The organism is Paucibacter sp. B2R-40 (genome assembly GCF_025717555.1).
Lineage (GTDB): Bacteria > Pseudomonadota > Gammaproteobacteria > Burkholderiales > Burkholderiaceae_C > Paucibacter_A.
This window is the reverse complement of record NZ_JAJIRP010000010.1, coordinates 101897-128788: the sequence shown is the minus strand read 5'-3', so window position 1 is coordinate 128788 and position 26892 is coordinate 101897. Positions and strand designations below refer to the sequence as shown.

Sequence of the window (26892 nt, the reverse complement as noted above, 5' to 3'; positions counted from 1 at the left end):
CATTGCTTTGCACCGCGTGGTGGGTGGCCTTTTCCGTTCGTTTTTTCAGCCCTTCCCAAAAGCAAAAGCTCTGGAGATCATGATGAACAAGAGAATCAAGACCGGTCTATCCCCAATCATCCCACTGCCGCAGCGCCTGCGCCTCAAGCCCGTCTGGATGGCCTGCGCACTGATGCTGCTGGGTGCCTTGCCGCCTATGTCGGCCATGGCCCAGCAGACCCCGGTAGCCGCAGCGGAGGACGCCAGCGTCGAGAAGAAGGAGGCCGCCAGCCAACTCGACCGGGTCGTGGTGACCGGCAACACCGGCTTGAACCGCACGGTGCGCAACAGCTCGGTGGCCATCACGGTGGCCGACCGGGATGATCTCGACCGCAAGGCGCCGCGCTCGACCGCCGAGGCGATGGAGCTGATTCCGGGCATGTATGTGGAGGCCTCCGGCGGCGAGATGTCGAACAACTACTCGGTGCGCGGCATGTCCGGCGGCAACCAGCGCTGGGTGCAGTTGCAAGAAGACGGCCTGCCGGTCTTCTACTACCCGAGCTGGACGGCCGACGGCCTCGTCAAGCAGGAGATCGGCATCGACCGGCTGGAGGCCGTGCGCGGCGGTACCTCGGCGATTCTCACCACCAATGGCGCGGGTGCTACGGTCAACTTCCTGACCTACCGCAACAAGGGTGCGCCTGAGGGCGCTGTGCGCCTAACGACCTCGGACTACGGCACCAAGCGCATCGATCTGCGCTATGCCGGCGGTTTGGGGGACGGCTGGTTTGCCGGTGCCTCGGGCTTCTATCGCCGCGACGACGGCATCCGTAACCCCGAATTCACCGCCAACTTCGGCGGCACGCTGCGTGCCCATCTGGGCAAGAAGATCGAAGGCGGCGAGTGGAGCATCAACGCCAAGCTGGTCGATGACCACAACACTTTCTATCTGCCCATCCCCGTCCAGGGCAAGGACAATCCGCGCAGCCTGCCGGGCATCGATGCGAACTACGGCACCATGATTGGCCTGGACTCGGGTGTGCAAAACGTGCGCACCTCGCTGGTGCCGGGCACTTTCAGCCAGCTCAACGATTCTCGCGACGGCTATCACGTCAAAGCCAGCGCCATCGGCTACAGCTTCGAGAAGGCACTGAACAAGGAGTTGACCCTGCGCTCCAAGGGCCGCTACACCGACAGCGATGTGACGGCCAGCGTGGTCTTCTCTTCCAGCAACAACAGCCTGCGCCCGGCCGTCAACCGGCTCGACCCCAAGCAGTTCGGCTATGTCGGGGAGATGCTCGATCGATTTGCGGCGGCCTGCGGCGGCCAATGCACGCCGGCCTTGCGGGTGGTGTCTACAGGCGAGATTCTCTCCACGCCGGCCCAGCTCAACGCGCTGAATGGCAACGGGCTTTTGTCCGACAACGTCTTGCAGGCCGACAAGCAGGCGCAGCGCGAGGCGGTGAATGATTTGTCGCTGACCTGGAACACGGCCAACAACAGCCTGACCGTCGGCCTGTTGGCCTTTGATACCCGCATCGGACCCAGTGGCAGCCCCGCCACCGCGCGCTTCGTGACCGATGTGCGTACGCATGCACGGCGCATGGACATCGTGGCGCTGGACCCTTCCGGCAAGGTCGTCGGCGCGCATACCGAGAACGGCGTACGCGAGTACTCGACCTGGGGTGACGGCAACTCAAACCTGCACAACACCTCGACCTCGCTCTATGTGAACAACGAGTTCAAGCTCAATGAGCGCTTGCGCCTGGACGCCGGCCTGCGCATCGAGCAGTACAAATACCGCGAGCAACGTGGCGGCTACAACGAATACACGGCCATTCCCGGCGCCTTCAAGCCCGGCTGCGATGTCGACAAGCTCGGCGACGCGGCCTGTGACGTGGACAACATCATCTCCAACAACCGCTGGGCCTTTCCGACCAACGGCCAGTACGAATCGATCCACAACGATTGGCGCGAACCGTCCTGGACCTTGGGCGGCAACTACCTGCTCAATGACCATATGGCGGTCTATGGTCGCTTTGCCAAGAGCTATCAAGCGACCGGCGATTTGCCGGTGACGAAAATTCAGTTTGCCGAGGCCGGCTTGCGCTACCAGGGCCATGGCTTCACCGGCACCTTCACCTTCTACAAAGCCGACTTCAAGGGCGACCCCAACTCGGCCGAAGTGGACAACGCACAGATCGAAATGCTGCAAGGCGTGAAGTCGCATGGCCTGGAGTTCGAGCTGAACTGGCGGCCGGTCAAATGGGCGCAACTGAACGCCGTCGGCGTGGTGCAGCGCTCCAAGTTCAGTGTTAATGACCTGCGTGTATTGCGCGGCTCGGGCGCGGATCTGGAGGACTTGCGCAAAGAGGCGACCAGCTGGAACGGCAACCGGCCCGAGCGCACGCCCGAGCTGAACTACACGATTGCTCCGAGCGTCTTCTTTAATGACAACAAGGGCGAGCTGACACTGAGCTATCGCTACACCGGCATGCGTTTCGCCGACATCTCAAATTCGGTGAAGCTGCCGGCCTACAGCACCTGGGACCTGAGCGTGCGCTATGAGCTGACGCCAAAGTTGACGCTCAATGCCAGCGTGCAGAATCTCAGCAACGCGATCGGCCTGACCGAAGGCAACCCGCGCTCGGGCTTTGTGCAGGCGCCGGGCGGCAGCGACTACTACTACGCCCGGCCGATCCTGGGGCGTAACGTCGCTTTGTCACTGACAATGAACTTCTAAAGGGGATCTCCATGTCGAACAAACATTCAAGCACGCTTTGGGACCACCATAGCGCCGTGGCCGGCGCGCCGGCCGGCTTCACGATGCGCGGCTGCGTGCCGGCCAATCCGGACGGTGTCGAGGTGATGCTGGAGCGCTGGCAGGCCGGCAGCAGCGAGCCGCCGCACAGCCATCCCGGCAACGATATGACGGTGGTGGTGGAGGGGCAAATGCGCATCCAGTTCTTCAGGCGCGGCGAGGGCGGGGCATTGCTTCCGGATGGCGCGCCGCTGACCCTCAATGCGGGCGAGACCGGCTATGTCAGCGCCGGGCGCATCCACGATGCTCAATATCTGCAAGACTGCAAGCTGGTCTATGTGCATGAGCGGGCTTTCGGCTTCCAAGACGAGGCTTGAGCTGATGCGCTCAGGAGGCTTGGGCTCAGTCTGACTGGCTTGCAGCTTGGGCCTGGGCCTGGGCTTGTGACTGTAGAAAAGCCGCCAGTGCCTTGAATCGCGGCTGCTCGGCGATGGCGCTGGAGGTGATCAACCAGTAGGCACCGTCGGCTTCGATGCTCTGCGCAAACGGGCGGATCAATCGGCCGCTGCGCAAATCGTCCTCGACCAGGGCCAGCCGGCCCAGGGCGACGCCGCGCCCGCCCATCGCGGCCATCAACAAGGCATTGCTGTCATCGATGACCGGGCCGCTCTCGACTCGCGCGGCCTTGACCTGGGCGGCGTTCATCCAGCGCTGCCAGTCAACAAAGCTGTCTTCATGCAGCAAGGGGTAATGCGCCAGCGCCTGCGGCTCGCTCAGTGGGTGCTCGGGCCGCGCCAGGCCCGGCGCACACACCGGGCTCAGCCGCGTGCCGAACAAGCGCTGTGCCCAGCCGCGCTCCGGTTTGTTGGGTGTTGCGCTGGTCCAGACAATGGCCGCGTCCACCATACCGCGCGCCAGCGCATCGCCTTGCGCCGTGTGGTGCAGATGCAGCTCGATCTCGGGGTGGGCGTCCCAGAAAGTGGGCAGCCTGGGCATCAGCCAGCGGCTCGAAAAAGACGGCGTCACGGCCAGTTGAAGGCTGCTGCTTTGCTGCTTCAACTCTGCCAAGACCTGCTCAATGCGGTCAAAGCTGCTGGACAAAACGTCCAGCAAACGGGTGCCGGCAGCGGTCAAGCTGACTTGGCGCGGGCGCCGCTCGAACAGCTGCAGGGCCAAGGCCGCCTCCAGCGCGCGCACCTGATGGCTGACCGCAGCCTGCGTCACGCATAACTCCTGCGCCGCGCGGGTAAAGGACAGCTGACGTGCAGCCGCCTCGAAAAAACGCAGGCCGCTCAGATGATGTTGAAGATTTCTGCGCATGAAACGGCCTCGCGCTGGGCGAGGCCAGGGCGCTTAGACCGCCAGCAATTCCACTTCAAACAGCAGCGTCGCGTTGGGCGGAATCACGCCGCCGGCGCCGCGTGCGCCGTAGCCCATATCGGCCGGGATCACCAGCATGCGCGTGCCGCCGACCTTCATGCCTTGCACGCCTTCGTCCCAGCCGCGAATCACTTCGCCGCCGCCCAGCGCAAAGCGGAAGGGGTCGCCGCGGTCCTTGCTGGAGTCGAACTTCTTGCCCTTGTTGCCATTCTTGAACAACCAGCCGGTGTAATGCACGGTGACGCGCTGGCCGGCCTTGGCCTCCAGGCCTGTGCCGACTTCGGTGTCCTCAAACTGCAGACCGCTTGGATTGGTCGTCAGGTTCAGCTCGACGGCAGTTTCGCCGCCGCTTAAGCCCAGCAGCTCGACTTCGAAAATCAGCGTGGCATTGGGCGGAATCGCGCCACCGGCGCCACGTGCGCCATAGCCCAGCTCGGGAGGAATGACCAAGGTGCGGCTGCCGCCAATCTTCATGCCTTGTACGCCTTCGTCCCAGCCCCGGATGACCATACCGCCGTCGAGTTCGAACTTGAAGGGCTGACCGCGGTCCTTGCTGGAGTCGAACTTGACGCCTTTGACGCCGTCTTTGAACAACCAGCCGGTGTAATGCACCGACACATCGTGTCCGGACTTGGCGACCGCGCCTGTGCCCTCAACGGTGTCGTCGATCTGCAGGCCGCTTGGGGTGGTGATCATGTTGAAAATCCTTCCTGTGTTAATGCCGTGCCGGTAAATTCGCCGGTTCCGTGGCCGGCATCATGCCACCAAATGCGACTCGCCAGCCCGTGACGGCCTGCGCCAAGACCTCGGCCACGGTCTGGCCCTCGATCGCCAAACCGAGCGAGCTTGCTGCCAAACGCAGGGCCAATGCAGCATCCCGGAGCTCAAGCGCTGCCGCGCCATTTTGTTTGGACAGCTTGTTGCCGTCGGCGCCCAGCACCAGCGGCGTGTGCAGATAGCGCGGGGTGGGCAGGCCGAGCAACTGCTGCAGCCTGATCTGGCGCGGTGTGTTGTCGGCCAGGTCGGCGCCGCGCACGATGTCGGTAACGTCCTGGGCTGCGTCGTCAACAACGACGGCGAGCTGATAGGCCCACAGGCCGTCGGCGCGTTTGAGCACAAAGTCGCCGACCTCCCGGCTCAGGTTCTGCGTCTGCGCGCCCAGGCGCCGGTCATGCCAGGTTAGGGTCAGGTCTTGCGTGCCAGCCAACTCGGCCGTGCTGCGCAGGCGCCAGGCCCGGGCTGTGCGGCCTTGCAGGCCAGCGCGGCAAGTGCCGGGGTAGACCAGTTCGCCATGGCGTTCGCTGCTCACGCCCAGCGCCTGCAGCGCATCGCTGATTTGTTTGCGTGAGCAGGCGCAGCCGTAAGCCCAGCCGCTGTTCTGCAGCGTGGCCAGGGCCTGCTCATACAGCGCGCCGCGCGCGGACTGCCAGAGCGGCGGCTCATCGGGGTGCAGGCCACATTGCGCCAGTTGATCGAGGATCACGCGGTCAAGGCCGGGCGGGCAACGCGGCCCGTCCACATCCTCAATGCGGATCAACCAACGCCCGCCGTGCGCGCGTGCATCCAGCCAGCTGGCCAAGGCAGCAACCAAGGAGCCGGCGTGCAGCGGGCCGGTAGGCGAGGGGGCAAAGCGGCCGACGTACATGCCCAATGCATCGCTCTGCAGCGCGCTCACAAGATCAAACCGGCATGCTGCTCCAGCAAAGCGCGCCGCGTGGTCGGACTTTGCAATTGCTCCAACCACCAAGCCAAGGCTCGGCCAGGCGGCTGACCGCCGGCGGCCGAGGTGTTACGCCAGGAGTAATGCAGCGGAAAGATGCGCCGGCCCGTCGCGAGCTCTTTGATGACGAGGCGGCCGGCCTCGACATGGCGGCGCACCATCTCCAGCGGCATGCTGCCGCAGCCCATGCCGCGCAACAAGGCTTCAAGCTTGGCGGCCATCGAGGGCAGGGTCAGCACCTCCTGGCCGGGCATCACGCCTATGGTCATTGGCGTGAGGCTGCGCGCGGTGTCGGCCACGGCAATGATGCGGTGGCTGGCCATGGTGGTCGCGGGCAGGGGCTCCGCAGCACCAGCCAAGGGGTGATGGGGTGCGACGCAGAAGACCATTTCCATCTCGCCCATCGCTTCGCAATGCACGGCAGCACCGGGCGGCTGGGCCGAGGTGCCTATGGCCAGGTCAGCCTGGCCCGAGATCAAGGCCTCCCAGGTGCCGGATAGAACTTCGACACGCAGCTTCAGCCGGGTCGGTGGCCCCTTTTCGCTGCCTTCCAGCCCAGCCGGCAATTGGTAGAAAGCCTCCATCAAATCGAACAAGGCGCGGCGGGCAACGGCGTCATCGACGGCAATGGTCAACTCGCTCTCCCAGCCGGTGGCGATGCGGCGCACCCGGTTGGCGACGGCGTCAATTTCCACCAGCAAGCGCCGGCCTTCCAGCAGCAGCTCTTGGCCGGCTGCGGTCAACTCGGCTTGGCGCGAGCGGCGGTCGAACAGCAGTACATCCAGCGCCTCCTCCAACTGCCGCACGCTATAGGTCAGCGCCGAAGGCACCTTGCCCATTTCGCGCGCGGCCGCCGCGAAGCTGCCGCTGCGGGCGATGGTGTCCATCATGATCAGCGCCTCGGGCGTCAGCGCACGGCGTTTTTCGGAAGTCTGCATGCGGTACTTAGGTTTGGATTCGAGCGTGGAGCTTCATCTTATTTGAATGGTGGCATCAAGCGGGCTGGGCGATGGCCTGGCTCGTCGCTTTTACAGTGAAGACCTGCCTACCAATGCGGTGGGTTAAGCCTCAGGAGTCGAATCAAAATGCTTGAACTGATCAAATCATCACAACGCGGTTATGCCGATCATGGCTGGTTGAAGTCGTTCCACAGCTTCTCCTTTGCCGACTATGTGAACGAGAAACGCATGGGCTTTGGCGCGTTGCGTGTCATCAACGAAGACCGCATCGCGGCAGGCACCGGCTTTGGCACTCACGGCCACCGTGATATGGAAATCATCAGCTATGTGCTGTCCGGTGAGCTGGCGCACAAGGACAGCATTGGCGATGCACCATCTGGCCCAGGTGTGATCAAGCCCGGTGATGTGCAGCGCATGAGCGCGGGCAGCGGCGTGCGCCATAGCGAGTTCAACCATGCCCAGGGGCAGACCACGCATTTTTTGCAGATCTGGATTCAACCGGACCGGCTCGGCGTGGCGCCCAGCTATGAACAATTGCATTTCGCGCCGAGTGAGAAGCGGGGTCGCTTGCGCCTGATTGCCTCGGACAATGGCGAGCAGGGTTCGGTGACACTGAATGCCGACGCCAGGCTTTATGCCGGCTTGTTTGACGCGCAGGAGCAGGCCGAGTTGGCGCTGGCGACCGGACGCATCGCCTATGTGCATCTGGTGCGTGGCAGCTTGAGCGTCAATGGCCAGCGGCTACAGGCGGGCGATGCCTTGCAACTGACTCAAGAAAGCAAGCTGCTGATTGAAGCCGGCGAGGACGCCGAGTTGCTGGTGTTTGATTTAGCGGCTTAATATGCGCAGCTCCGAGACCCCAATTTGCCACCCATGAAAGAGATGCTGAAAGTCCTTGCCTTCTTGCCCTTGATCGATTGGTTGGCCTTGCTGGGGTTTTTCACTTGCTGGCTGGCCTATGTCAAGTTCGCGAGCCGGCGCTCGCACTTTGATGGCTCGCTGCTGGCTGCCACCAACCGGGAACGTTGGCGCTGGATGTACAGGGCCACGTTCCGTGAGGTGCGGGTGGTGGACGGCGTGGTGGTGCAGAACTTGTCCACTAGCCCGTCCTTCTTTGCGTCCACGACGATTCTGATCATCGGCGGCTTGCTGGCCATGTTGGGCGCGGGTGAAAAAGCCTCCGCGATGGTGGCCGATTTGCCCTTCGCAGCGCGCACTTCGGAGCTGGTTTTCGAGCTCAAGCTGGTGTTGCTGACGGCGATCTTTGTCTACGCTTTTTTTCGCTTCACCTGGAGCATGCGGCAATACACCTTCGGCGCGCTGCTGGTGGGTGCAGCGCCGGATTACCTTATCTTTGAGCGCGGCGAGGCCTCGCGCGAGGATTTCGCCGACCGCGCCGGCCGCGTGATGGGCCTGGCGGCCGAAACCTTCAACGATGGCCTGCGCTCTTACTACCTGTCATTCGCCGTCGTCGCCTGGTTCTTCTCGCCCTGGGCTTTCTTGGCAGCGACCGGCGGCGTGATCTTCATCCTCTACCAGCGCGAGTTTCGCTCCGAGGTGCTGGAGGTCTTGCGCTCAGACGGCAAGAACTGAAGAGCCGGCAGCAGCGCTATTTGAGCCCGCCGCTGAGGAACTGCTGCAGACGCGGGCTTTGTGGCCTGACCAGAACTTCACGCGGGTCACCTTCTTCTTCGACCCGGCCCTGGTGCAAGAACATCGTGTAGTTCGAGACCTCGCGGGCAAAACCCATCTCATGCGTGACGACGATCATCGTGCGGCCCTCGGCCGCCAGGTCGCGCATCACCTTGAGTACCTCGCCGACCAACTCGGGGTCCAGCGCCGAGGTCGGCTCGTCAAACAGCATCACCTCGGGCTCGACCGCCAAGGCACGCGCAATCGCCACGCGCTGCTGTTCGCCGCCAGACAGCTGCGCCGGGTAAGCGTCTTTGCGGTGCGACACGCCAACCCGCGCCAGCAAGGCCTCGGCCTTGGCAATCGCCTCCGCCTTGGGCACACCCAGCACGTAAACCGGCGCCTCGATGACGTTCTCCAGCACCGTGCGGTGGCCCCAGAGGTTGAAGTTCTGGAACACCATGGCCAAGCGCGAGCGCCAGCGCTGCAGCTGTTTGGCGTCAGCGGCCTTCAGGCTGCCGTCACGGTCAGGTATGAGCTTTAGCTCCTCGCCGGCGAGTGAAAGCTTGCCCTCAAACGGCTGCTCCAGCAAATTCAAGCAGCGCAAAAAAGTGCTTTTGCCCGAGCCGCTTGACCCGATCAAGGTGATCACATCGCCGGTCTTTGCCGACAGGGAGACGCCTTTGAGCACCACCCGGTCGCCGTAGCGTTTGTGCAGGTTTTCGACAATCAGACTGGCTTCGGACATCTCATGCACCCAATAATTTGCCGGTACGCAAGGCCTCGCGCCCAGCGACCTTGCCGACCTTCATGCCGGCGCTGGCGAAGCGCACGAAATCGCGTGCAAAAAACAGGCCGTCGACGGGGCTTTTGAGCTCGCTCACCTGCGCCGTCAGCGGGCAGATCACATGCGCCAACACATCGCCGGCGGCGACCGTCTCACCGGCCTGGCGCAGGAAGGTCAGCAAGCCGGCCGTCTCCGCTTTGATCGGCATGCAGCCGGCCAGCGGGCGGGCGTCGCCCACGGCTGCCGGCATGGCGGGCACATCGCCGCTGATCAGACCGCGGTGGGCCAGGAAGTCGATGATGTTTTGCGCATCCGCCTCGGCCATGCCATGCTCGACATCGGCTGCGCCGCGCAACTCCACCGTGACCGCCAGGCAAGCTTGCGGGATGGGGAAGCGGCCTTGGAAGCGCTGGGCCCATTTCCACCAGACCTGCGAACAGGCCTCGTCAAAGGGGTTGTCGCCCGAGTCTTGCGCCAGCAGCGTCACGCGAGCGCCGAGGTAAGCGGCCAGCGCCTCGCATTCGGGCCAGCAAGGGGTCTCGGTATACAGATGCATCACGGCCTGCGCGTCGCAATGCAGGTCGAGCACGATGTCGGCGTCGCAGGACAGCGCCATCAGCGTGCGGCGCAGCGACTTCAGCTCGGTATCGGCCAGCGCTGCGTTGACGGCTTTTTTCAACTCCTGCCGCAAAATCTGCACGTTATGGGCCGCATCGGCGTTCAGCTGAGGCTCTGCCGCCAGCGCTGCGGCTTCGATCTGGTCGGGGTAGTGGCGGTTGAAGTTCTCTCCGCTGGTGGCCTCAAAACGGCCCAGATGCATATGCAAAGCATATTGGGACAGACCGATCGGGTTGGCCATCGGCACCAAGATGATTTCGCCCGCGATGCGGCCGGCTGCTTGCAGCGCGTTCAGCTTCAGGCGCAGATGATGAGCGACCAACATGCCGGGCAATTCATCGGCATGCAGCGATGCTTGGATGTAGGCCTTGGGGCCGCCGGCATGGCCGTAATGCAGCGAAATCAGTTCGCGTTGGGTGCCGGGCGTCGGCGAAAGCAGCAGGTGTTTTTGGATTTGCATCGGAATCAAGAAAAGTTTGTGTCGGCGCTTCAACGCGGCATCAAGGGCTTGAGCCAGCGCGCCTCGGCCTTGTGGAACAGGCCCACCAGCGTCAGCGTCATCAAGAAATAAAAGACCGCCGCCGTGATGAAGGCCGAGAAGGGAATGTAGTGGGCCGAATTGACCACTCTGGCCGCACCGGTCAGGTCAAGAATGGTGACGATGCTGGCCAGCGAAGTGCCGTGCAGCATGAAGATCGCTTCATTGCTATAGGCCGGCAGCGAGCGGCGCAGCGCCGAGGGCAGGATGATGCGGCGAAACATCACCCAGCGGCTCATGCCTATGGATTTGGCCGCTTCGATCTCGCCGGACGGCAGCGCCTTGATCGAGCCCGCAATGATTTCGGTCGTGTACGCGCAGGTGTTGAGCACGAAGGTCAGACAGGCGCAAAACCAGGCCGAACTCAGCAGTGGCCACAGCGAGCTTTGCTGCACCCACTCGAATTGGGCCAGGCCGTAATAGATCAGGAACAGTTGCACCAGCATCGGCGTGCCGCGAAACACATAGGTATAGACCCAGACCGCGCGCGAGACAAGGCTGCCTCGAAAGCTGCGCAAGACGCCCAGCGGCACCGCAAACAGCAGGCCCAGCAGCAGCGATACCAGCAGCAACTGAAAAGTCGTCCAGGCGCCGCTCAAATAAAGCGGCAGGTTCTCGAAAATGATGTCCAGGCTCATAGCGCGTTCTTTCGCACGCCGATCGAGAAGCGCCGCTCCAGCCAGCTGAACAAGAACTCGGACGCGGTCGTGAAGAGCAAATAGATCAAGGCCACTGCCAGATAAAACATGAACGGCTGACGAGTGGAGCCGGCCGCTTGCTGGCCGCGCGTCATCAAATCAGATAGGCCGATCACCGACACGATGGCCGTGCTTTTGATCAGCACCAACCAGTTGTTGGACAAGCCCGGCAGCGCGTGGCGAAACATCTGCGGCAAGGTAATGCGATAGGCAATCTGCCAATTGCTCAGGCCAAAGGCCAGGCCAGCCTCACGCTGGCCCGGTGGCACGGCCAAAAAGGCACCGCGAAAGGCCTCGGTCAGGTAGGCACCGAAGATGAAGCCAATCGTCAGCACGCCGGCCACATAGGGGTTGATGTCCACGTATTCTTCGTGGCCCAGCGCCATCAAGGCGTCGTTCAAGGCGATCTGGCCGCCGTAGAAGATCAACAACATCAAGACCAGATCGGGTACGCCGCGAATCAAAGTGGTGTAGAGATAGGCCAGGCCGCGCGCCCAGCGCCATTTGGATAATTTAGCCAGGGCGCCCATCAGGCCCAGCGTCATCGCCATCGTCATCGAGGTCAGGGCCACGCTGAGCGTGACCCCGGCCCCTTCGAGCAGGCTGGGCAGGAAGTCAATCAACAAACCGTGCAAAGCCATCGGCGCTATCTCAATCTCAAACTAACTAACTATCTAACAAACAAACTAAGCAATTACTTCTTCGGCGCCAGGTCGTAGGGGAAGTATTTGTCGTTGAGCTTCTTGAAGGTACCGTTGGCGGCAATCGTCGCAATCGCGTCATTGAACTTCTTGCCCAAGACTTTTTCGTCCGCCTTGCGCATGCCCACACCCGAGCCGGTGCCGAAATACTTCGGATCGTCGTAGCTTGGGCCAATCAGCGCGAAGCCCTTGCCGTCCGGCTTGGCCAAAAAGCCTTGATCAATCGCCACCAAGTCGGCCAGGGTCAGGTCGATACGGCCAGACTTCAGGTCCAAAAAGGCCTGGTCCTGGGTCGCGTAGCGCACGATCTCGCTTTGCTTGAAGATCGCAGAGGCGTAGGTCTCATGGATGGTGCCACGCTGCACACCGATCTTCTTGCCCTTCAGGCCGGCAGGGGTGAAGTCCAGCTTGGCGTCGGCCTTGCCGGCAAAGCGGGCCGGTGTGTTGTAGTAGGCGTTGGAGAAAGCGATAGCCTTCTGGCGATCGGGGGTGATCGATAGCGAGGCAATGATGGCGTCGATCTTGCGCGCTTGCAGGGCGGGGATCAGGCCGTCAAAGTCCACCTGCACCATTTCGCAGGCGAGCTTCATCTCGGCGCAATAGGCATTGGCCAGGTCGATTTCGAAGCCCATTACCTTGCCGTCCTTGCCCACTTCGGAGAAGGGCGGGTAGGCGCCCTCGACACCAATGCGGATTTTCTTGATGTCGGCGGCTTGCGCTTGTGCGCTAAAACCCGCGATGGCGCTGCAGGCGATGGCCGCGATGGCGATCAGGTGACGTCTTTGCATGGCTACTCCAAAAGTGTGAAAGAGAGATGGGAACTAAAGCCGATATCTTGCAATGGATATGGCTGTTTCAGTCCTAGGGTTTGAGCGTAGTTAAAAATTCTTGCACCGGGGCCAGGCTGGTGAGTGGGTCCTCTTCCTGAGGCACATGTCCCAAATCGGGAAAGCTCACCAAATGGCTGCCGGCAATATCGCGTGCAAAGGCTTGGCCATTGCTGGGCGGGATCAAGCGGTCTTTGGCTCCCCAAAGAATCAAAGTGGGCAGGCGCAAGCTCTTGATGCGGCCAGCTTGGTCGCCCAAGACCATTTGGTTGATGCGCTGACGCAGCGCCTCGCGGTTGCCGGCGCGCAGGGTAATCTCGTAGTAACGCTCCACCAGTTCGGGGCTGACCTTGGACGGGTCGCCGTAGACGTTTTTGACGCTGCGCTCGATCACGCTGCGCGGCAAGGCATATTCGCTCAAGACGCCCAAGCCCGGCAGACGTGCCAGCGCAAAGCCCAGGGGCACAGACTCGGGCGTGAAAGCATAGCCGCCGGCATCGACCAGGATCAAGCCCGCCACCCGCTCAGGCGCAGCGGCGGCCACCATCCAGGCGATCTCGCCGCCCAGCGAATTGCCGCCCAGCACCACGCGCTCGAGCTGCAAATGGTCGAGCAGCGCATGCACTGTTTTGACGTAGGCGTCGGCGCTGTAATCGCCGGAAATGGCCGGTCCGGTCAAGCCGAAACCGGGCAGATCAAAGCTGATCACGCGGCGGGTTTTTGAGAGCTCTTTGACCCAGCCTTCCCAGGTGTGCAGGCTGGACGAAGTGCCGTGGATCAGCACGATGGGCAGCTTGTCTGCGCTGGGCCCCTGGTCGCGCAGATGCAGCAACTGGCCGTTCAGATCAATGAACTCGGACGGCGGCGGGGCCCAGCGCTGGATCAGGCTTTCCAGCGTGCGGTCGGGTGCCTTGGTGGCCGCAAAGCCAAAAGCGCCCAGCAGCAAGAGCAGGCCCAGTGCACGCAGCAGGCTCTCGGCCAGACGACTCATCCTGCTGCTGGTGCGCGGTGCGCTTCGCTGGCGGGGCGGCAGATTTCGGTCGACGCATGCAGACCGGCGTCGAGGGCTTCGCGCTGGTCAAATACAAAGCAATCGCCCTGGTAATGGGCGCCGCCGGCTTCCTCAAAATACTTCAGGATGCCGCCCTCCAACTGGTAGACCGGGCCATCCAGGCCTTGCTGTTCCAGGTAGATGGCGGCCTTCTCGCAGCGGATGCCGCCGGTGCAAAAGCTGACAATGGTCTTGCCCATCAGCTCGGCGCGGTGATCCTGCACCGCCTGCGGGAACTCGCTGAACTTGTGGATGCGCCAGTCGATGGCGCCCTCAAACGTGCCGTAGTCGATCTCGAAGGCGTTGCGGGTGTCGAGTGTCACGACCGGCCGGCCATCGTCGTCATGGCCTTGGCTCAACCAGCGTGCCAGCGTGACGGGTGCCAGCGCCGGCGCACGCGGCAGCGCGTCTGGACGAATGGCCGGGTGGTTCATGCGGATGATCTCAGCCTTGACTTTGACCAGCAACTTCTTGAACGGAACTGCTGCGCTCCAGCTTTCCTTGGGGGCGAGGTCGGCAAATCTTTCGTCCTGCTGCAGCGCCGTCACCCAAGCACGCACGTTTTCGGCGCTGCCTGCCAGGAACAGGTTGATGCCTTCTTCGGCCAGCAGCACGGTGCCTTTGAGTTCAAGCGCCACGGCGCGTTCGAACAGCAACTCGCGCAAGGCGTGGCAATCGGGCAGGCCGACAAACTTGTAGGACGAGATATTGAGAACGGGGAGGCTTGTTTGCATGATCGGGTGCAATTGTAGGCAAGCGCGGCCAAGCGCATTGAACTGGGCCAATCGAATCTGCCGGCCGACTCTGTTTGCGCTCGCCTTGCAATGGCTGTGAAGTCGGTACTCAGAAAAGCAAAGGGCCCAGCGTGACCGCCAGGGTGGTGATAGCCACCGAATAGCTGTGAACGACAAAGAGCGGCAGGCCCTTCAAAGCGTGCTGCCAATAGGGGCCGCCGAAGACCCGCTTCACCGTCATGGTCTGGTAGACAAAGCCCAGCAACAGGCACAGCCCGCCAAGATAGTCGGCCCGCGTCAACTGAAGCAGCGGCAGCAGCATGATGAGGACGCAGTGCAGATGCAGCGCCAGGACCAAATGTTCGGTGTTCGGTGTAATAGCGGCCACTGCGCCAGTACAAGAGTTTGAGCCAGAGCGCCAACAGCGGCACCAGCACAAACATGGCGTAGCCCATCCGGGTTCCCATTTCGGCGATGGCGTGGCTCAGCTTTGGCGCTAGCTGTAGCGAGGGGACTTGCATCCTGCTCTGAAGCCGATCGCAAATCCAATTGACCTTGATCTCGCAGATGAAGCGCCCCTGGCCCTAGACCTTGATCGAAAAGGAGTTGGCGCTGAGCGTGAGGTCCGGCGTGAACTGCAACTGCGCGTTCAGCGCGGCATCGTCGATGCCGTTGAATATTTTCAACAAGAGCAGCGCGATAAAGCTGATGCTGAGGTAGAGACGAAAAGGGTGGACAAACGACTTTCGCTGGCCCCGAAAGTAGGCCAGGGTCAGCGCACCCGGCTCGCACAGTTTGCGCAAGCTGCGCCACAGAGCGCCTTCTGTGGAGATGTAGTGGCCGCCGAAATGCTGAATAAATTCCAATAAGGTCGGTGCCTTGATCAAGACTTCCTGCCCACAGCGGCCGCAAAAGGGCTCGGCCGGCACTGGCAAATCCTTGCCGCAGTTGGGGCAAGAAGCGAGAGGCGAGGCCAGGTGAGGCGCTGCCGTCGTTGGCAGCGCTTTGAGCGATGGATCGGACATGGGCTCGCATGCTATCAAGCCGCGACGCGCCGCAAAGCGATTCGGACTTGCTCGGATGAGTCAGACCTGCAGTGGACACTAGGCCAGCAAAGGCCGTTCAGAATGAAGTCCAATACGGTCATGGACTCTACAAACACCGAACACCGCCTGACCGAGCTGGAAATCAAAGCCAGCTTCACCGAAGACATGGTGGATCAGCTGAACCTGATCATTACGCGTCAACAAGCGCAAATCGATTTGCTGCTGCGCGAAGTTGCCGAGCTGCGCCAGCAGGCACCCGATTCAGGCACGCCGGTGTTTCGCAGCTTGATGGATGATCTCCCGCCGCATTATTGACGGCCAATACAGTCTCAAGCGCTCAATAGTTTGTGGATCAGCTCAGGCGTCGAGCCGGCCGAGTATTTTTTCATCAGGCGCGCCCGGTACACGTCCACCGTGCGTGGGCTGATGTCAAGCCGGCGGCCAATCATCTTGCTGCTCAGGCCTTCGATCAAGAGCGCGGCTATCTCACGCTCGCGCGCGGTCAAGTCGGCCTTCAGTTGGCGATGCGCCGACAAATCTTCAAAGCTCCAGATGCCTTGCGCATGCGGGTCGGCCGGGTTCAAGGCGCGGCCCGACACATGGCACCAGAACAGCTCGCCGCTGCCGACCCGTTTCATCACCCGGTCATCGGCATAAAAGCCCCCTTGATCGAGGCTGGCAATGATCCGAGCGCCGGTGCGCTCGAACTCGATCATGCTGGGGTAGAGCACCTCAAAGCTGCGTCCTACCAATTGATTCTGTTCGGCGCCGAACATGCTGAGCAATTGCTGGTTGCAGTCGACGATCAAGCGATTGGCTGACAGCACCAGGCCAATCGGCGCCAATTCAAAGGCAGTGCGGTAGTCGAGTGGCATGTACTTTGGCGGCTCAGGGTGGCGAAAAGGGTCAAAAGTCGTCAAAGCGCCGGTGCTAGGGACGCGCTGCTTGGGTCGTAACGCTCAATCCTGGCGTATTGACTTAGGCGATTCTACGTATGCCTTGTAGCTGCCGGGTCGTAGTACGCTCTGACGCTTCCGACGAATTAACGGAGATTGCTCAATGAACAAGATTTTCCCCAGTGCCGACGCGGCGCTCAAGGGTATCGTCAAAGACGGCCAGTTGCTGGCGGTCGGCGGCTTTGGCCTGTGCGGTATTCCCGAGGCCTTGATCGCTGCGCTGCGTGACAGCGGCGTCAAGGAATTGACCGTGATCTCCAATAACGCCGGTGTTGACGGCTTTGGCCTGGGCCAGTTGCTGGAAACGCGCCAGATCAAGAAGATGATCTCCAGCTATGTGGGCGAGAACAAGGAGTTCGAGCGTCAATACCTGGCCGGTGAGTTGCAGCTCGAGTTCACGCCGCAGGGCACGCTGGCCGAGAAGCTGCGCGCCGGCGGTGCGGGCATCCCGGCTTTCTTCACCCGTACCGGCGTGGGCACCATCGTCGCCGACGGCAAGGAGCTGCGCGAATTTGATGGCCACACCTATGTGATGGAACATGCCTTGTGCCCCGAAGTGGCGCTGGTCAAGGCCTGGAAGGCTGACAAGAGCGGCAATCTGGTGTTCCGCCGTACGGCGCGCAACTTCAACCCGGCCGCCGCGATGGCCGGCAAGATCACCGTGGTAGAGGTGGAGCAATTGGTCGAGGTCGGCGAGATCGACCCGGACGCCGTGCACCTGCCGGGCATCTATGTGCATCGCATCGTGGTGAACGCCAATCCCGAAAAGCGCATCGAGAAGCGCACTCTGACAGTGAAGGGAGATTGATCATGGCCTGGACTCAAGACCAAATGGCGGCCCGTGCCGCGCAGGAGCTGGAAGACGGTTTCTACGTGAACCTGGGCATCGGCATCCCGACCCTGGTGGCCAATTTTGTGCCGGCAGACAAGGAAGTCTGGCTGCAGAGCGAAAACGGCATGCTGGGCATTGGCCCGTTCCCGACCGAGGATGAGGTCGATGCCGACCTGATCAACGCCGGCAAGCAAACGGTCACGACCATCGCCGGCTCTTCGATCTTCGGCAGCCATGACTCCTTCGCGATGATTCGCGGTGGCAAGATCAATCTGTCTATCCTGGGAGCGATGCAGGTCAGCGCCAAGGGCGATCTGGCCAACTGGATGATCCCGGGCAAGATGGTCAAGGGCATGGGCGGCGCGATGGATCTGGTCGCCGGCGTCAAGCGTGTGATCGTGCTGATGGAGCATGTGGCACGCAAGAAAGACGGCACGGAAGACATGAAGATCCTGCCGCACTGCACCTTGCCGCTGACCGGCGTGGGCGTGGTCAATCGCATCATCACCGATCTGGCCGTGATGGACGTGACGCCGGCGGGCTTGCAGTTGGTCGAGTTGGCCGAGGGTGTCACGCGTGAGCAGGTGCAGTCCAAGACGGGCGTACCGCTGCTTTAAGCTGTTATTGATTGCCGTTGCTTGATGGCCGCTGTTCAGGCCAGTCAAAAAAAGAAAATGAAAATAGAGAAGGCCGGCGTAAGCCGGCCTTTTTGCTGGGTCAAACTGGGTCAAACCTAGACAGGCAGGCCCGCCAGCTTGAAGACCGACACGCTTTGCACCAAAGCCTGAGCCTGCATGCGCAGACTCTCGGCGGCGGCGGTGCTTTGCTCAACCAGGGCCGAGTTCTGCTGCGTCGCCTGGTCCATCAGATCGAAGGCCTGGCCGACCTGCAAGACGCCGGCACTTTGGGCGCGGCTGGCCTCGCTGATCTCGCCCATGATGTCGCTGACATGCTTGATCGCGTCGACGATCTCGTTCATTGTCGAGCCAGCCTGGTTGACCAGGTGGCTGCCTTGCTCGACTCGCTCCACGCTGGCGCCTATCAAAGTCTTGATCTGCTTGGCCGCTTCGGCGCTGCGCTGCGCCAGGCTGCGGACCTCGGCGGCCACCACCGCGAAGCCGCGCCCTTGCTCGCCCGCGCGGGCGGCTTCCACCGCCGCATTGAGCGCCAGGATATTGGTCTGGAAGGCGATGCCGTCAATCACGCCGATGATGTCGGCAATCTGCTTGGAGGAATCGTTGATGCCTTTCATGGTGTCGACCACCTGACCCACCACATCGCCGCCCCTGACGGCCACTTCTGACGCGCCTTGGGCGAGTCGGTTCGCTTCGCGGGCATGGTCGGCGTTCTTTTCCACCGCCGATCCCAGCACCTTGATGGACAAGGCCGTGCCCTCCAGCGCGCTCGCCTGCTGCTCGGTGCGCTGACTCAGGTCCATATTGCCCTGCGCGATCTGCGCGGAGGCGCTGGCGACCGATTCGGAGTTCTGGCGCACGCTGTGCACCACGCTGGACAAACTGCCCATCATGCCGACCAGCTGCGCCATCAGGCTGGCGCTGTCGCCCGAGTTCAGCTTGATGCGTTGCGCAAAGTCACCGGCCGCCACGCTTTGCGCCAGGTTGGCCGCCTCCAGCGGATCGCCGCCCAACTGCTTGGCGATATGGCGGCTGAGCCAGAGTCCCGCCACGATGCCGCAAGCACTGGCCAGCCCCATCAACAGCAAGCTCAAGCCTATGGCCCGCTCGCTCTGGTCCGCGACCGCCTGGGCCGCGCGCTCGCCCTGTGCAGCGAACTGCGCGTCCAGCTCCTCCAGCAATTGCGTCGGTGCACGGTCCATGCCTTTGACGGCCTTGTCGCCCGCGCTCGGTTCAAAGTCGGCCGTCGTGAAGGCGCGGTAGCCCAGCCGGTAGTTGTCCCCCATCGACTGGTGGGCGAGCGCGAATTTGGCCAATAAGTCTTTGCTGGCGCCGGCGGGTAGTTCGCGCAGCAGCTTGGCTGTTCGCTCGCTGACCAGGCGCTCCTGCTTTTGAAACGCGGCCCAATGCTTGTCCAGTTGCTGTGGGTCTTTGCCGCGCAAGAGCGTGTTCTTCCACTCCTGAACCTGCACCTTGAAGCCGACAGTCAGCTCGCTCAGCGTGCGCTGCCGGCCATGACTGCTTTGAACCGTCTGGGTGAAACTGTCGAGCGAATGGTTGACGCTGAAGATGCCGTACAAGGCTGCCATTAGCATCAAGGCCAGCACGGCCACAAAGGCAAGAGGTAGTTTCAGACTGAGCTTCATATTTCTTGTTTGAAATCCGGCAAGTTGGCTTGTTAGGGTTCGAAAAATACGCGGGCGCCGCAGCTTGTCTGCCCGGCCACTTTGGCCGAGAGCGGTGCGACGGATGTGCGCTCTTCGGCCGGGCTTGGTCACGACTTGAGGGGCAAATCAGTCTTCCTGTGGGTGCTCGCTTGTATCAAGCGCCCAAGGGTGGAATTTTTCACACCATGGGGCTTCGCCGATCAAGGGGGCCCAAGCTGTGTTTGGGCGCTGCGCGCGCGGGTGGTTTTATAGCTGGGCTGTTTCGGCGCGCGCGGGGACATATAGCCGTGCGAACAGCCCCGAACTTGACAAAGACCTGTAGGCCTGAAAAATTTGCACATGCAAATAAGAACTGTTATCATTTAGGCCTGTCGCAGAGTAGACCCAGGCTATCCCCAGGTAAGGCGCGCACGCAAAAAGAACAGCGGCGTCGCGCCCACGCTCGAAGAAATCCAATTCGATCCCTGGAGTGTTCCTCAATGTCTTTCATCAAGAGCCGCAAGCACGCGGCCATGCCGACTTCATTCACCTCTTCTGCTTCTTCTCACTCGGTCGCCAGCGCGGCCTTGCTGGCACTAACGCTGCCGCTCGGCGCATGGGCGCAGACGCAAACTGCAGACTCGGCTGAGACCGCGCTGCCGGTGGTGCGCGCCAAGGCCAAGGCCGTGGTTGAGAACGAGTTCAAGGCCGAGGCAGCCTCATCGCCCAAGTTCGTCAAGCCCTTGCTGGACACGCCGCAGACCGTCACCGTGATCAACCGTGAGTTGATTCAGCAGCAGGGCACAGCGTCCTTGAGCGAGGCGCTGCGCAACACGCCCGGCATCACCTTCACGCTGGGCGAGAACGGCAACACCAATACCGGTGACACCGTCTTCATGCGCGGCTTCGACGCCAGCGCCAATATCTTTGTGGACGGCGTGCGCGACCTCGGCGGTATCACCCGTGACACCTTCAATGTCGAATCGGTCGAAGTGGTCAAGGGCCCGAGCGGCGCCGACAACGGCCGGGGCTCGCCCAATGGCTTCATCAATATGGTCAGCAAGAAGCCGCAGTTACGGGACTTTGCCGAAGGCTCGGCGCAAGTGTCCAGCGGCAGCCGTGTGCGTGTCAGCGCTGATCTGAACAAGAAGTTGGATCTGGGCTTGCCCGGCGCGGCGTTGCGCCTGAATGTGTTCAGCGACCGTGGCAATGTGCAGGGCCGCGATGTGCTGGAGCGCAATCGCTGGGGGGTGGCACCGTCCTTGACCTTGGGCCTGGGCACGGCCACCCGCGCCACGCTGAGCTATCTGCATGTGGATCAGGATGCAATTCCCGATGGCGGCATCCCCGGTGTGGGCCTGATGGGCTGGACCAATCAGCTGATCTTCAAGGATCTGGCTGGTGCGAATGCCAAACCGCCGGTGGGCGGCGTGTTGGCCACCAGCATCAAGGCGGTTGAGCGCAGCAATTTCTACGGCAGCAAAGACGATTTCGACAACACGCAAGCCGATATGTTGACCCTGCTGCTGGAGCATGACTTTGCGCCGGGCACCAGCCTGCGCAATATCTCGCGCTTTGGCCGCACCCAGCAGGATCTGAACCTGACGAACACCATCATCAGCAGCACGCCCGGCAATTGGTCCATCATCGGCGACGCGGCCAAACCGGCAGCCTGGACGGTAGGCCGAGGCCGCCTGGGCCGCGATCAGCGCAACCAGATTCTGGCCAACCAGACCAGCTTGAACAGCGCCTTCACGATTGCCGGCTTCAAGAACAACATCAGCACCGGCGTCGAGCTGACGCATGAAAAGCAGAACACGGCGGGCTTTGCCTATGTCAACACCGCCGGTGATCGTGCCAATTTGTATGCACCATCGGTCAACGACAAGTTCGCCCCGCTGACCCGCAACGGCGCCAGCACGGCCGGCGAGACCACGACCGCCGCCGCCTTTTTGTTCGACACCTTGGACATCACCGAGCGCTGGCAGCTCAGCGCCGGCCTGCGCGCCGAGCGCTTCCGCAGCGAGTACACCAGCATCCCCGCCACCTCGACCCCAGCGGTCGCGGCCAGTGCTTTGGTGAACAGCGACACGCTGCTCAGCGGCAAGCTGGGTCTGCTGTTCAAGCCGAGCGAGAACGGGAGTGTCTACCTGTCTTACGCCACCTCGCAAAAGCCGCCCGGCAGCGACAACTTCGCGCTCAGCAGCGCGACGCCCAGCTCTGACACCGGCGCGGTCAGCATCAACGCACCTAACTTGAAGCCACAGCAGGCCAATAATCTGGAACTGGGCACGAAATGGGACTTGCTGGACAGGCAGTTGCTGTTGACGGCCGCTTTGTTCCGCTCGCAAAACGAGAACGAGCTGGCGCGTGCCGGCAGCGCCACCGGCGAAGTGACGCAATACGGCAAAAAGACGGTCAAGGGCCTGGAGCTGGGTGCGGCGGGCGCAGTGTCCAGCAACTTGCAATTGCAGGCCGGCCTGGTGTGGATGGACAGCAAGGTCAATGAGGCCGTCACGGTCGTGCCCGGCGCGGTCGACGTGCAGACCGGCGCTCAACTGGTCTACACGCCGAAACTGAGCTTCACGTCCTGGGTCAACTACCGCGTGGCCGAAGGCCTGATGCAAGGCCTGAGCCTGGGCGGCGGCGCACGCTACACCGCCAGCCAGACCACGCAGGTCAATAACGGCGCGGCGCCGGTGGTCGGCATTGATGGCATCCCGAGCTACTGGGTGTTTGACGCGATGGCGGCTTACGAGATCAACAAGAACTTGGCCCTGCAGTTCAATGTGGCCAATCTGGCGGACAAGTTCTATCTGGCCTCGGTCAATAGCGGGCGCAATCGCTTCACGCTTGGCGCGCCGCGCAGCATGAGCTTGGCACTGAACGTCAAGTACTGATCTGGGATAGACGGAAGAGGAGGGCGGGCGACCATGTTGCTGCATATCCAGGGCGTGCTGAGTGCCGCCGAAGTGAGCGAGTTTCGTCAGCGTTTGCTGGCCGAGGGCGAGTGGGGCGATGGCCGGGCGACCGTCGGCGCTTTGGGTGCGCAGGTCAAGCGCAATCAGCAACTCAAGCCGGGCTCGGCGCTGGCGGTCGAATTGGGTCAGCTGATCCAGCAGCGCTTGAGCGCCCACCCGCAATTCTTCTCCGCCGCCTTGCCCTTGCGCATGCTCAGCCCTTTGTTCAACCGCTATGCCGGCGGCGAGCATTACGGCCTGCATGTGGACGGTGCGGTGATGAGCCAGCTCGGCAGCACGCAGCCGCTGCGCAGCGACGTCTCCAGCACGCTGTTCCTGTGCGAGCCTGGCGAGTACGAGGGCGGCGAGCTGGTCGTGCAAGACAGCTATGGCAGCCACGAGGTCAAGCTGCCGGCTGGCGACTTGGTCTTGTACCCGTCGACCAGCTTGCATCAGGTGCTGCCGGTGACAGCGGGCGAGCGACTTGCGGCCTTCTTCTGGACCCAGAGCATGGTGCGCGATGACGGCCGCCGCACCATGCTGTATCAGCTCGATCAAAGCATTCAGAGCCTGCGCGCTCGCTTCGGCGAGATCGACGAGGCGGTGAGCTTGAGCGGCCATTATCACAACCTGTTGCGGCAATGGGCCGAGACATGAGCAATGCCTCCGCCTATATCGCGACCGACACCGCAGCCAGCAAAACGCAGGTCAAGAGCCGGGCCGCCTATCTGAAGCAATTGCATTTGTGGCATTGGGTCAGTAGCGCGATCAGCCTGGCGGCGCTGCTGATGTTCAGCGTCACGGGGCTCACGCTGAACAACGCCGGTCTATTTGAATCCAAGGCAAGGATTTCGAGCGGGCAGGCGCAGTTGCCGGACGCGGTGTTGCGGGCCACGCTGGTGGCGGCACATTCGGGCGCGCAGAAGGCAGAGTTGCCGCCACCCCTGCAGCATTGGTTGCACCGGCAATGGGGCTTCAAGACCGAAGGTCTGTTGGCTGAATGGGCGCCGGACGAGCTCTATCTGTCCTTGCCGCGCCCCGGCGGCGACGCCTGGCTGCGGATCGCCTTGCCCAGTGGTGAGGCCGAATTCGAGCGCAGCGAGCGCGGCGCCGTCGCCTATCTGAATGATCTGCACAAAGGGCGCCATACCGGCCCGGTGTGGAGCTGGTTCATCGACCTGTTCGCCGTCGCCAGCTTGTTGTTCGCGATCACCGGCTTGCTGATTTTGAAAATGCACGCGGCCAAACGGCCCAGCGTCTGGCCCTTGGTGGCCGCTGGTTTGCTGCTGCCGGTCGCTTTATTGCTCATATTTGTTCATTGAATTTTTCTATGCAAAACAAACTTTTTTCCTACACGGTCTTGCTCGCCAGTGCTAGTGCCGTGCTGCCCGCCTGGGCCGCCGAAGCCCAGCTCAGCCTGGAGTTGCCGCGTCTGAATGTGGCCGAATACCACCGGCCCTATGTGGCCGTCTGGGCCGAGCGTGCCGGGGAGCCGGCCATCAGCTTGGCGGTCTGGTATGACCAGAAAAAAGCCAGTAACGCCGGTGCCAAATGGCTGCCCGATCTGCGCCAGTGGTGGCGCAAAAGCGGGCGTGACTTGAGCATGCCCATGGACGGGGTCAGTGGCGCGACCCGCCCGGTGGGCGAGCACAAGCTCAATCTGAGCAAGAGTCTGGCTGCTCTTCCCGCCGGCAAGTATGAAGTCGTGGTGGAAGTGGCCCGCGAAGGTGGCGGCCGCGAGGTCCAGCGCGTGCCGCTGCAGTTACCGATTAGCTCGGCGGCGCAGTTCAGCGCGCAGGGTGAGCACGAGCTGGGCAGCTTGGTGCTGTCGGTCAAACCTTGAAGGGATAAACACATGAAACGATCAATCTCAAGCTTAGCCTTGGCCGGCCTCATGCTGCTGAGCGCTGCCGGAGCGGCGCAAGCCCACCGCACTTGGCTGCTGCCGCAAACCGCGCACATCAATGTTGCGGCCGGTGGCAAGCCCAGCCTGGTCAGTATCGACGCGGTGGCTTCGGAGGAATTGTTCGAATATGAAAACGCGCTGCAGCTCGATCGGCTGCTGATTCTTGGCCCCGACGGCAGGCCTGTGGCGGCCGAGCCTGTTGTTGCGGCTCGCAACCGCACTAGTTTTGATATCAAGCTGGAGCAGCCCGGCACCTACCGCATCAGCAATACGGCCGAGTCGGCGTTTGCCAGCTACAAGCTCGGCGGCGAGACCAAACGCTGGCGCGGCAAGCCGGCCGATCTGGCCGGGCAGATACCCGCCGAGGCGCAGGATGTGCAGGTCACACGCAGCTGGATGCTCAGCGAAACCTTCGTTAGCAAAGAGCGCGCCGGCCTGCCGTCCGCTCAGCCCAGTAGCGTTGGCCTAGCCCTGCAAGCGTTGACGCCAGTGACTGATCTGAGCGACGGCGACAGCGTGCGCCTGCGCCTGCTGCTGGACGGCAAGCCGCTGCCCGATGCCAGCGTGACCGTTTTGCGTGGCGGCAGCCGCTACCGCTACAAGCTCGGCGAGTTAACGTTGAAAACGGACGCACAGGGCGAGCTGAACATCAGCTGGCCCGAGGCCGGCCGTTATTGGCTGGGCCTGGGGCATGAAGTGGCCGCCAGCGCCGATCAGCCAGCCAAGCGCTACCGTTACAGCGCCACCTTTGAGGTCTTGCCGAAGTAGGGCGAGATGACACTGACGATGGACAGGCGCGTGCTGCTGCCGGCGCACGTAGCCCCGGCTACGCCCGCGCTGGGCGAGCAGCTCTATGTGCTCGACGGCCAGAGCATGGGCACCCGTTGGAGCGTCAAGTTCTACGGGCCGTGCGGGCTTGACTGCGCACCTTTGCAACGCGGTCTGGAGGCCCGGCTGGCCGAGGTGGTGGCGCGCATGAGCCCTTGGGAGCCCGATTCGGATCTGCGGCGCTTCGGTCGCGCCCAGCCGGCCAGTTGGGTCGCGATCTCCGAGCCTTGTGGCCAAGTCTTGCGCATGGCGCTGGAGGTGGCGCAGGCCAGCGGTGGCGCTTTCGACCCGGCGGCAGCGGCCTTGGTGCGGGCCTGGGGCTTTGGCGCCGGTCTGCGTCATGACGAGCCGGGCTTTGTGATGCCAGCCGCTGCGCCGCAAGCAGCCGGCCTTGGCTGGCAAGATCTGCCCCTGCAAAGAGCTGTCGGCGGCTGGGAAGTTTGGCAGCCGGGCGGCTTGGAGCTGGATCTGTGCGGCATCGCCAAGGGCTTTGCGGTCGACCAAATGGCGGAGTTTTTGCTGGACTGTGGCTTGCCGCACCATCTGGTCGAGGTCGGCGGTGAGCTGCGCGGCGCCGGCCTTAAGCCGAATGGCCAGCCCTGGTGGGTGCAGCTGGAGGCCGTGCCCGGCGCCGCTGGCTTGAACGGCTCGGTGCTCGCCCTGCATGGGCTTGCCGTGGCCACCAGCGGTGACTACCGCAATTGCTTTGTCGACACGCAAGGCCGGTCTCGTTCGCACACGCTGGACCCGCGCAGCGGCGAACCTATCAAGCATGGTCTGGCCAGCGTCAGCGTGTTGCACTCGAGCTGCTGCTGGGCCGATGCCTGGGCCACAGCACTGATGGTCTTGGGGCCGGAGGATGGGCCAGCCTTGGCGGCGGAGCTGGGGCTGGCGGCTTTGTTCGTGCTGCGCGAACCGGGCTGGCGTGAGATTCTCAGCCCGGCCTTGCAGGCCATGTTGCAAGCTTAGGCGGCTGGCCCGGTCAAGTCCGGTCGTCTGCGTCGGCTGCAGCGCCAGCATCCCGTCGCAGTGCATGGGACTTTGATGTTAGATGCAACATCTGCCGTGTGCCAAAATCTCCGCCCATGGCTAGCCCTTCGTCTGCCCCCGGTCTGGAATCGCTGACGCTGCTCTTGCACCAGGCTCAGGCCGGTGATGCGCAGGCGGCTGAGCGTGCCTACCAGGCCCTTTACCCCGAGCTGCTCAAAATCGCCCATGCTCGCCTGCGCGGCCACCAGGTACCGACCTTGCTGGATACCCAGGCCTTGGTGCATGAGAGCTTTCTGCGTTTTGTGGGCGGCGCTGAGGTGGAGCTGAAAAGTCGCAAGCATTTCTATGCCCACGCTGCCAAGGCCATGCGCCATATCGTGATCGACTTCGTGCGGCGCTCCCAGGCGCAGCGGCGTGGCAGCGGGCAGGGCTCCATCACGCTCGATACCTTGGCCTTGCACAGCCTGAATGAGGTGGCCGCTACGGTCGTGCCGGTGAGCGCGGTGGAGCAGGCCTTGCAAGCGCTGGAGCAGCTCGACCCTCAGCTGGCCGAATTGGTGGAGTTGCGCTATTTCGGCGGCTATACCGATGTCGAGGTGGCGCAGGCCTTGGGGATCAGCGAGCGGACGGTGCGGCGCCTGTGGGACCGTGCCCGGGCCTTCCTCTTGTTGCAGATGCAGGCCGTTTAGGCAAGGCGCTGCTTGGCCG

Annotated in this window: 29 protein-coding genes and 1 pseudogene; 14 read left to right on the top strand and 16 right to left on the bottom strand. The window is 62.6% G+C overall.

Annotated features, from left to right (window positions below; genetic code table 11):
• The first annotated feature begins 82 nt into the window (after positions 1 to 82).
• On the top strand, positions 83 to 2722 hold the full coding sequence (locus tag LNV09_RS19540; RefSeq protein WP_263558746.1) for a TonB-dependent siderophore receptor: 2640 nt from the start codon (positions 83 to 85) through the stop codon (positions 2720 to 2722).
• 11 nt (positions 2723 to 2733) lie between these two features.
• Positions 2734 to 3117 carry a cupin domain-containing protein gene (locus LNV09_RS19535; RefSeq protein WP_263558745.1) on the top strand — a complete coding sequence of 128 codons (384 nt, stop codon included), beginning with the start codon at positions 2734 to 2736 and terminating at the stop codon, positions 3115 to 3117.
• A gap of 25 nt (positions 3118 to 3142) precedes the next feature.
• Here the strand turns inward: LNV09_RS19535 and LNV09_RS19530 are convergent, their stop codons facing one another.
• From LNV09_RS19530 to LNV09_RS19510, 5 genes and pseudogenes are all read right to left on the bottom strand, one after another.
• Entirely contained in the window at positions 3143 to 4060 is a 918-nt protein-coding gene (locus LNV09_RS19530) for a LysR substrate-binding domain-containing protein (RefSeq protein WP_263558744.1), read from the bottom strand.
• 33 nt (positions 4061 to 4093) lie between these two features.
• Positions 4094 to 4441: an FKBP-type peptidyl-prolyl cis-trans isomerase gene (locus tag LNV09_RS19525; RefSeq protein WP_263558824.1), complete on the bottom strand. Its 348-nt coding sequence runs from the start codon at positions 4439 to 4441 to the stop codon at positions 4094 to 4096.
• A gap of 30 nt (positions 4442 to 4471) precedes the next feature.
• Positions 4472 to 4816: pseudogene (locus LNV09_RS19520) on the bottom strand (FKBP-type peptidyl-prolyl cis-trans isomerase); the annotation flags it as partial.
• Positions 4817 to 4835: 19 nt separating this feature from the next.
• A complete protein-coding gene (gluQRS, locus tag LNV09_RS19515; protein ID WP_263558823.1) occupies positions 4836 to 5765 on the bottom strand; it encodes a tRNA glutamyl-Q(34) synthetase GluQRS in 930 nt (309 codons plus the stop codon).
• A gap of 26 nt (positions 5766 to 5791) precedes the next feature.
• The gene (locus LNV09_RS19510) at positions 5792 to 6778 is read right to left on the bottom strand and encodes a LysR family transcriptional regulator (RefSeq protein ID WP_263558743.1); all 987 of its coding nucleotides are present in this window, start codon (positions 6776 to 6778) and stop codon (positions 5792 to 5794) included.
• Positions 6779 to 6925: 147 nt separating this feature from the next.
• Here LNV09_RS19510 and LNV09_RS19505 point away from each other — a divergent pair, with 147 nt between their 5' ends.
• The gene (locus LNV09_RS19505) at positions 6926 to 7639 is read left to right on the top strand and encodes a pirin family protein (RefSeq protein WP_263558742.1); all 714 of its coding nucleotides are present in this window, start codon (positions 6926 to 6928) and stop codon (positions 7637 to 7639) included.
• A 33-nt stretch (positions 7640 to 7672) separates the two neighbouring features.
• Positions 7673 to 8392, top strand: a complete 720-nt coding sequence (locus tag LNV09_RS19500) for a DUF599 domain-containing protein (RefSeq protein WP_263558741.1) — start codon at positions 7673 to 7675, stop codon at positions 8390 to 8392.
• A 16-nt stretch (positions 8393 to 8408) separates the two neighbouring features.
• Here LNV09_RS19500 and LNV09_RS19495 read toward each other — a convergent pair whose 3' ends face one another.
• The 9 genes from LNV09_RS19495 to LNV09_RS19455 all read right to left on the bottom strand — a co-directional run bounded on the left by LNV09_RS19495 (position 8409) and on the right by LNV09_RS19455 (position 15410).
• Positions 8409 to 9179: an ABC transporter ATP-binding protein gene (locus LNV09_RS19495; RefSeq protein ID WP_263558740.1), complete on the bottom strand. Its 771-nt coding sequence runs from the start codon at positions 9177 to 9179 to the stop codon at positions 8409 to 8411.
• Position 9180: 1 nt separating this feature from the next.
• The gene (locus LNV09_RS19490) at positions 9181 to 10296 is read right to left on the bottom strand and encodes a succinylglutamate desuccinylase/aspartoacylase family protein (RefSeq protein ID WP_263558739.1); all 1116 of its coding nucleotides are present in this window, start codon (positions 10294 to 10296) and stop codon (positions 9181 to 9183) included.
• Between the two features lie 29 nt (positions 10297 to 10325).
• Entirely contained in the window at positions 10326 to 11012 is a 687-nt protein-coding gene (locus tag LNV09_RS19485; protein WP_263558738.1) for an ABC transporter permease, read from the bottom strand.
• The gene (locus LNV09_RS19480) at positions 11009 to 11713 is read right to left on the bottom strand and encodes an ABC transporter permease (protein WP_263558737.1); all 705 of its coding nucleotides are present in this window, start codon (positions 11711 to 11713) and stop codon (positions 11009 to 11011) included. Before LNV09_RS19480 ends, LNV09_RS19485 begins: the two co-directional genes overlap by 4 nt.
• Positions 11714 to 11766: 53 nt before the next feature.
• On the bottom strand, positions 11767 to 12561 hold the full coding sequence (locus LNV09_RS19475; protein WP_263558736.1) for a lysine/arginine/ornithine ABC transporter substrate-binding protein: 795 nt from the start codon (positions 12559 to 12561) through the stop codon (positions 11767 to 11769).
• Between the two features lie 73 nt (positions 12562 to 12634).
• Complete coding sequence (locus tag LNV09_RS19470; protein WP_263558735.1) at positions 12635 to 13591, bottom strand: alpha/beta fold hydrolase; 957 nt, start codon at positions 13589 to 13591, stop codon at positions 12635 to 12637.
• Positions 13588 to 14385, bottom strand: a complete 798-nt coding sequence (locus LNV09_RS19465) for a sulfurtransferase (RefSeq protein WP_263558734.1) — start codon at positions 14383 to 14385, stop codon at positions 13588 to 13590. The genes LNV09_RS19470 and LNV09_RS19465 overlap by 4 nt, the downstream gene beginning before the upstream one ends.
• Before the next feature lie 109 nt (positions 14386 to 14494).
• Positions 14495 to 14773: a hypothetical protein gene (locus LNV09_RS19460; RefSeq protein WP_263558733.1), complete on the bottom strand. Its 279-nt coding sequence runs from the start codon at positions 14771 to 14773 to the stop codon at positions 14495 to 14497.
• Between the two features lie 196 nt (positions 14774 to 14969).
• Complete coding sequence (locus tag LNV09_RS19455; protein WP_263558732.1) at positions 14970 to 15410, bottom strand: DUF3667 domain-containing protein; 441 nt, start codon at positions 15408 to 15410, stop codon at positions 14970 to 14972.
• 120 nt (positions 15411 to 15530) lie between these two features.
• On the opposite strand from LNV09_RS19455, the gene LNV09_RS19450 reads away from it, so the two are divergent.
• Entirely contained in the window at positions 15531 to 15746 is a 216-nt protein-coding gene (locus LNV09_RS19450; protein WP_263558731.1) for a SlyX family protein, read from the top strand.
• Between the two features lie 14 nt (positions 15747 to 15760).
• Here LNV09_RS19450 and LNV09_RS19445 read toward each other — a convergent pair whose 3' ends face one another.
• Positions 15761 to 16306 (bottom strand): LuxR C-terminal-related transcriptional regulator, encoded by a 546-nt coding sequence (locus tag LNV09_RS19445; RefSeq protein WP_263558730.1) that lies wholly within the window; start codon positions 16304 to 16306, stop codon positions 15761 to 15763.
• A gap of 184 nt (positions 16307 to 16490) precedes the next feature.
• Here LNV09_RS19445 and LNV09_RS19440 point away from each other — a divergent pair, with 184 nt between their 5' ends.
• Together LNV09_RS19440 and LNV09_RS19435 are read left to right on the top strand one after the other, a co-directional pair.
• Positions 16491 to 17195, top strand: coding sequence for a CoA transferase subunit A (locus LNV09_RS19440; RefSeq protein ID WP_263558729.1), 705 nt, complete (start codon positions 16491 to 16493; stop codon positions 17193 to 17195).
• Between the two features lie 2 nt (positions 17196 to 17197).
• A complete protein-coding gene (locus tag LNV09_RS19435) occupies positions 17198 to 17836 on the top strand; it encodes a 3-oxoacid CoA-transferase subunit B (RefSeq protein ID WP_263558728.1) in 639 nt (212 codons plus the stop codon).
• 116 nt (positions 17837 to 17952) lie between these two features.
• Here the strand turns inward: LNV09_RS19435 and LNV09_RS24775 are convergent, their stop codons facing one another.
• Positions 17953 to 19500: a methyl-accepting chemotaxis protein gene (locus tag LNV09_RS24775; RefSeq protein WP_318023309.1), complete on the bottom strand. Its 1548-nt coding sequence runs from the start codon at positions 19498 to 19500 to the stop codon at positions 17953 to 17955.
• A gap of 500 nt (positions 19501 to 20000) precedes the next feature.
• Here LNV09_RS24775 and LNV09_RS19425 point away from each other — a divergent pair, with 500 nt between their 5' ends.
• The 7 genes from LNV09_RS19425 to LNV09_RS19395 all read left to right on the top strand — a co-directional run bounded on the left by LNV09_RS19425 (position 20001) and on the right by LNV09_RS19395 (position 26873).
• Positions 20001 to 22400, top strand: coding sequence for a catecholate siderophore receptor Fiu (locus tag LNV09_RS19425; RefSeq protein WP_263558727.1), 2400 nt, complete (start codon positions 20001 to 20003; stop codon positions 22398 to 22400).
• Between the two features lie 33 nt (positions 22401 to 22433).
• Complete coding sequence (locus tag LNV09_RS19420; RefSeq protein WP_263558726.1) at positions 22434 to 23117, top strand: Fe2+-dependent dioxygenase; 684 nt, start codon at positions 22434 to 22436, stop codon at positions 23115 to 23117.
• Complete coding sequence (locus LNV09_RS19415; RefSeq protein ID WP_263558725.1) at positions 23114 to 23782, top strand: PepSY-associated TM helix domain-containing protein; 669 nt, start codon at positions 23114 to 23116, stop codon at positions 23780 to 23782. The genes LNV09_RS19420 and LNV09_RS19415 overlap by 4 nt, the downstream gene beginning before the upstream one ends.
• A gap of 8 nt (positions 23783 to 23790) precedes the next feature.
• On the top strand, positions 23791 to 24303 hold the full coding sequence (locus tag LNV09_RS19410; protein WP_263558724.1) for a DUF2271 domain-containing protein: 513 nt from the start codon (positions 23791 to 23793) through the stop codon (positions 24301 to 24303).
• Positions 24304 to 24315: 12 nt separating this feature from the next.
• The gene (locus LNV09_RS19405) at positions 24316 to 25134 is read left to right on the top strand and encodes a DUF4198 domain-containing protein (protein ID WP_263558723.1); all 819 of its coding nucleotides are present in this window, start codon (positions 24316 to 24318) and stop codon (positions 25132 to 25134) included.
• Between the two features lie 6 nt (positions 25135 to 25140).
• A complete protein-coding gene (locus LNV09_RS19400) occupies positions 25141 to 26163 on the top strand; it encodes an FAD:protein FMN transferase (protein WP_263558722.1) in 1023 nt (340 codons plus the stop codon).
• 116 nt (positions 26164 to 26279) lie between these two features.
• Entirely contained in the window at positions 26280 to 26873 is a 594-nt protein-coding gene (locus tag LNV09_RS19395; RefSeq protein ID WP_263558721.1) for an ECF-type sigma factor, read from the top strand.
• Positions 26874 to 26892 lie beyond the last annotated feature (19 nt).

Coding starts and splice junctions, on each gene's coding strand:
- LNV09_RS19540 (WP_263558746.1), top strand. CDS start 83: ATGAACAAGAGAATCAAGACCGGTCTATCCCCAATCATCCCACTGCCG.
- LNV09_RS19535 (WP_263558745.1), top strand. CDS start 2,734: ATGTCGAACAAACATTCAAGCACGCTTTGGGACCACCATAGCGCCGTG.
- LNV09_RS19530 (WP_263558744.1), bottom strand. CDS start 4,060: ATGCGCAGAAATCTTCAACATCATCTGAGCGGCCTGCGTTTTTTCGAG.
- gluQRS (WP_263558823.1), bottom strand. CDS start 5,765: ATGTACGTCGGCCGCTTTGCCCCCTCGCCTACCGGCCCGCTGCACGCC.
- LNV09_RS19510 (WP_263558743.1), bottom strand. CDS start 6,778: ATGCAGACTTCCGAAAAACGCCGTGCGCTGACGCCCGAGGCGCTGATC.
- LNV09_RS19505 (WP_263558742.1), top strand. CDS start 6,926: ATGCTTGAACTGATCAAATCATCACAACGCGGTTATGCCGATCATGGC.
- LNV09_RS19500 (WP_263558741.1), top strand. CDS start 7,673: ATGAAAGAGATGCTGAAAGTCCTTGCCTTCTTGCCCTTGATCGATTGG.
- LNV09_RS19495 (WP_263558740.1), bottom strand. CDS start 9,179: ATGTCCGAAGCCAGTCTGATTGTCGAAAACCTGCACAAACGCTACGGC.
- LNV09_RS19490 (WP_263558739.1), bottom strand. CDS start 10,296: ATGCAAATCCAAAAACACCTGCTGCTTTCGCCGACGCCCGGCACCCAA.
- LNV09_RS19485 (WP_263558738.1), bottom strand. CDS start 11,012: ATGAGCCTGGACATCATTTTCGAGAACCTGCCGCTTTATTTGAGCGGC.
- LNV09_RS19480 (WP_263558737.1), bottom strand. CDS start 11,713: ATGGCTTTGCACGGTTTGTTGATTGACTTCCTGCCCAGCCTGCTCGAA.
- LNV09_RS19475 (WP_263558736.1), bottom strand. CDS start 12,561: ATGCAAAGACGTCACCTGATCGCCATCGCGGCCATCGCCTGCAGCGCC.
- LNV09_RS19470 (WP_263558735.1), bottom strand. CDS start 13,591: ATGAGTCGTCTGGCCGAGAGCCTGCTGCGTGCACTGGGCCTGCTCTTG.
- LNV09_RS19465 (WP_263558734.1), bottom strand. CDS start 14,385: ATGCAAACAAGCCTCCCCGTTCTCAATATCTCGTCCTACAAGTTTGTC.
- LNV09_RS19455 (WP_263558732.1), bottom strand. CDS start 15,410: ATGTCCGATCCATCGCTCAAAGCGCTGCCAACGACGGCAGCGCCTCAC.
- LNV09_RS19450 (WP_263558731.1), top strand. CDS start 15,531: ATGGACTCTACAAACACCGAACACCGCCTGACCGAGCTGGAAATCAAA.
- LNV09_RS19445 (WP_263558730.1), bottom strand. CDS start 16,306: ATGCCACTCGACTACCGCACTGCCTTTGAATTGGCGCCGATTGGCCTG.
- LNV09_RS19440 (WP_263558729.1), top strand. CDS start 16,491: ATGAACAAGATTTTCCCCAGTGCCGACGCGGCGCTCAAGGGTATCGTC.
- LNV09_RS19435 (WP_263558728.1), top strand. CDS start 17,198: ATGGCCTGGACTCAAGACCAAATGGCGGCCCGTGCCGCGCAGGAGCTG.
- LNV09_RS24775 (WP_318023309.1), bottom strand. CDS start 19,500: ATGAAGCTCAGTCTGAAACTACCTCTTGCCTTTGTGGCCGTGCTGGCC.
- LNV09_RS19425 (WP_263558727.1), top strand. CDS start 20,001: ATGTCTTTCATCAAGAGCCGCAAGCACGCGGCCATGCCGACTTCATTC.
- LNV09_RS19420 (WP_263558726.1), top strand. CDS start 22,434: ATGTTGCTGCATATCCAGGGCGTGCTGAGTGCCGCCGAAGTGAGCGAG.
- LNV09_RS19415 (WP_263558725.1), top strand. CDS start 23,114: ATGAGCAATGCCTCCGCCTATATCGCGACCGACACCGCAGCCAGCAAA.
- LNV09_RS19410 (WP_263558724.1), top strand. CDS start 23,791: ATGCAAAACAAACTTTTTTCCTACACGGTCTTGCTCGCCAGTGCTAGT.
- LNV09_RS19405 (WP_263558723.1), top strand. CDS start 24,316: ATGAAACGATCAATCTCAAGCTTAGCCTTGGCCGGCCTCATGCTGCTG.
- LNV09_RS19400 (WP_263558722.1), top strand. CDS start 25,141: ATGACACTGACGATGGACAGGCGCGTGCTGCTGCCGGCGCACGTAGCC.
- LNV09_RS19395 (WP_263558721.1), top strand. CDS start 26,280: ATGGCTAGCCCTTCGTCTGCCCCCGGTCTGGAATCGCTGACGCTGCTC.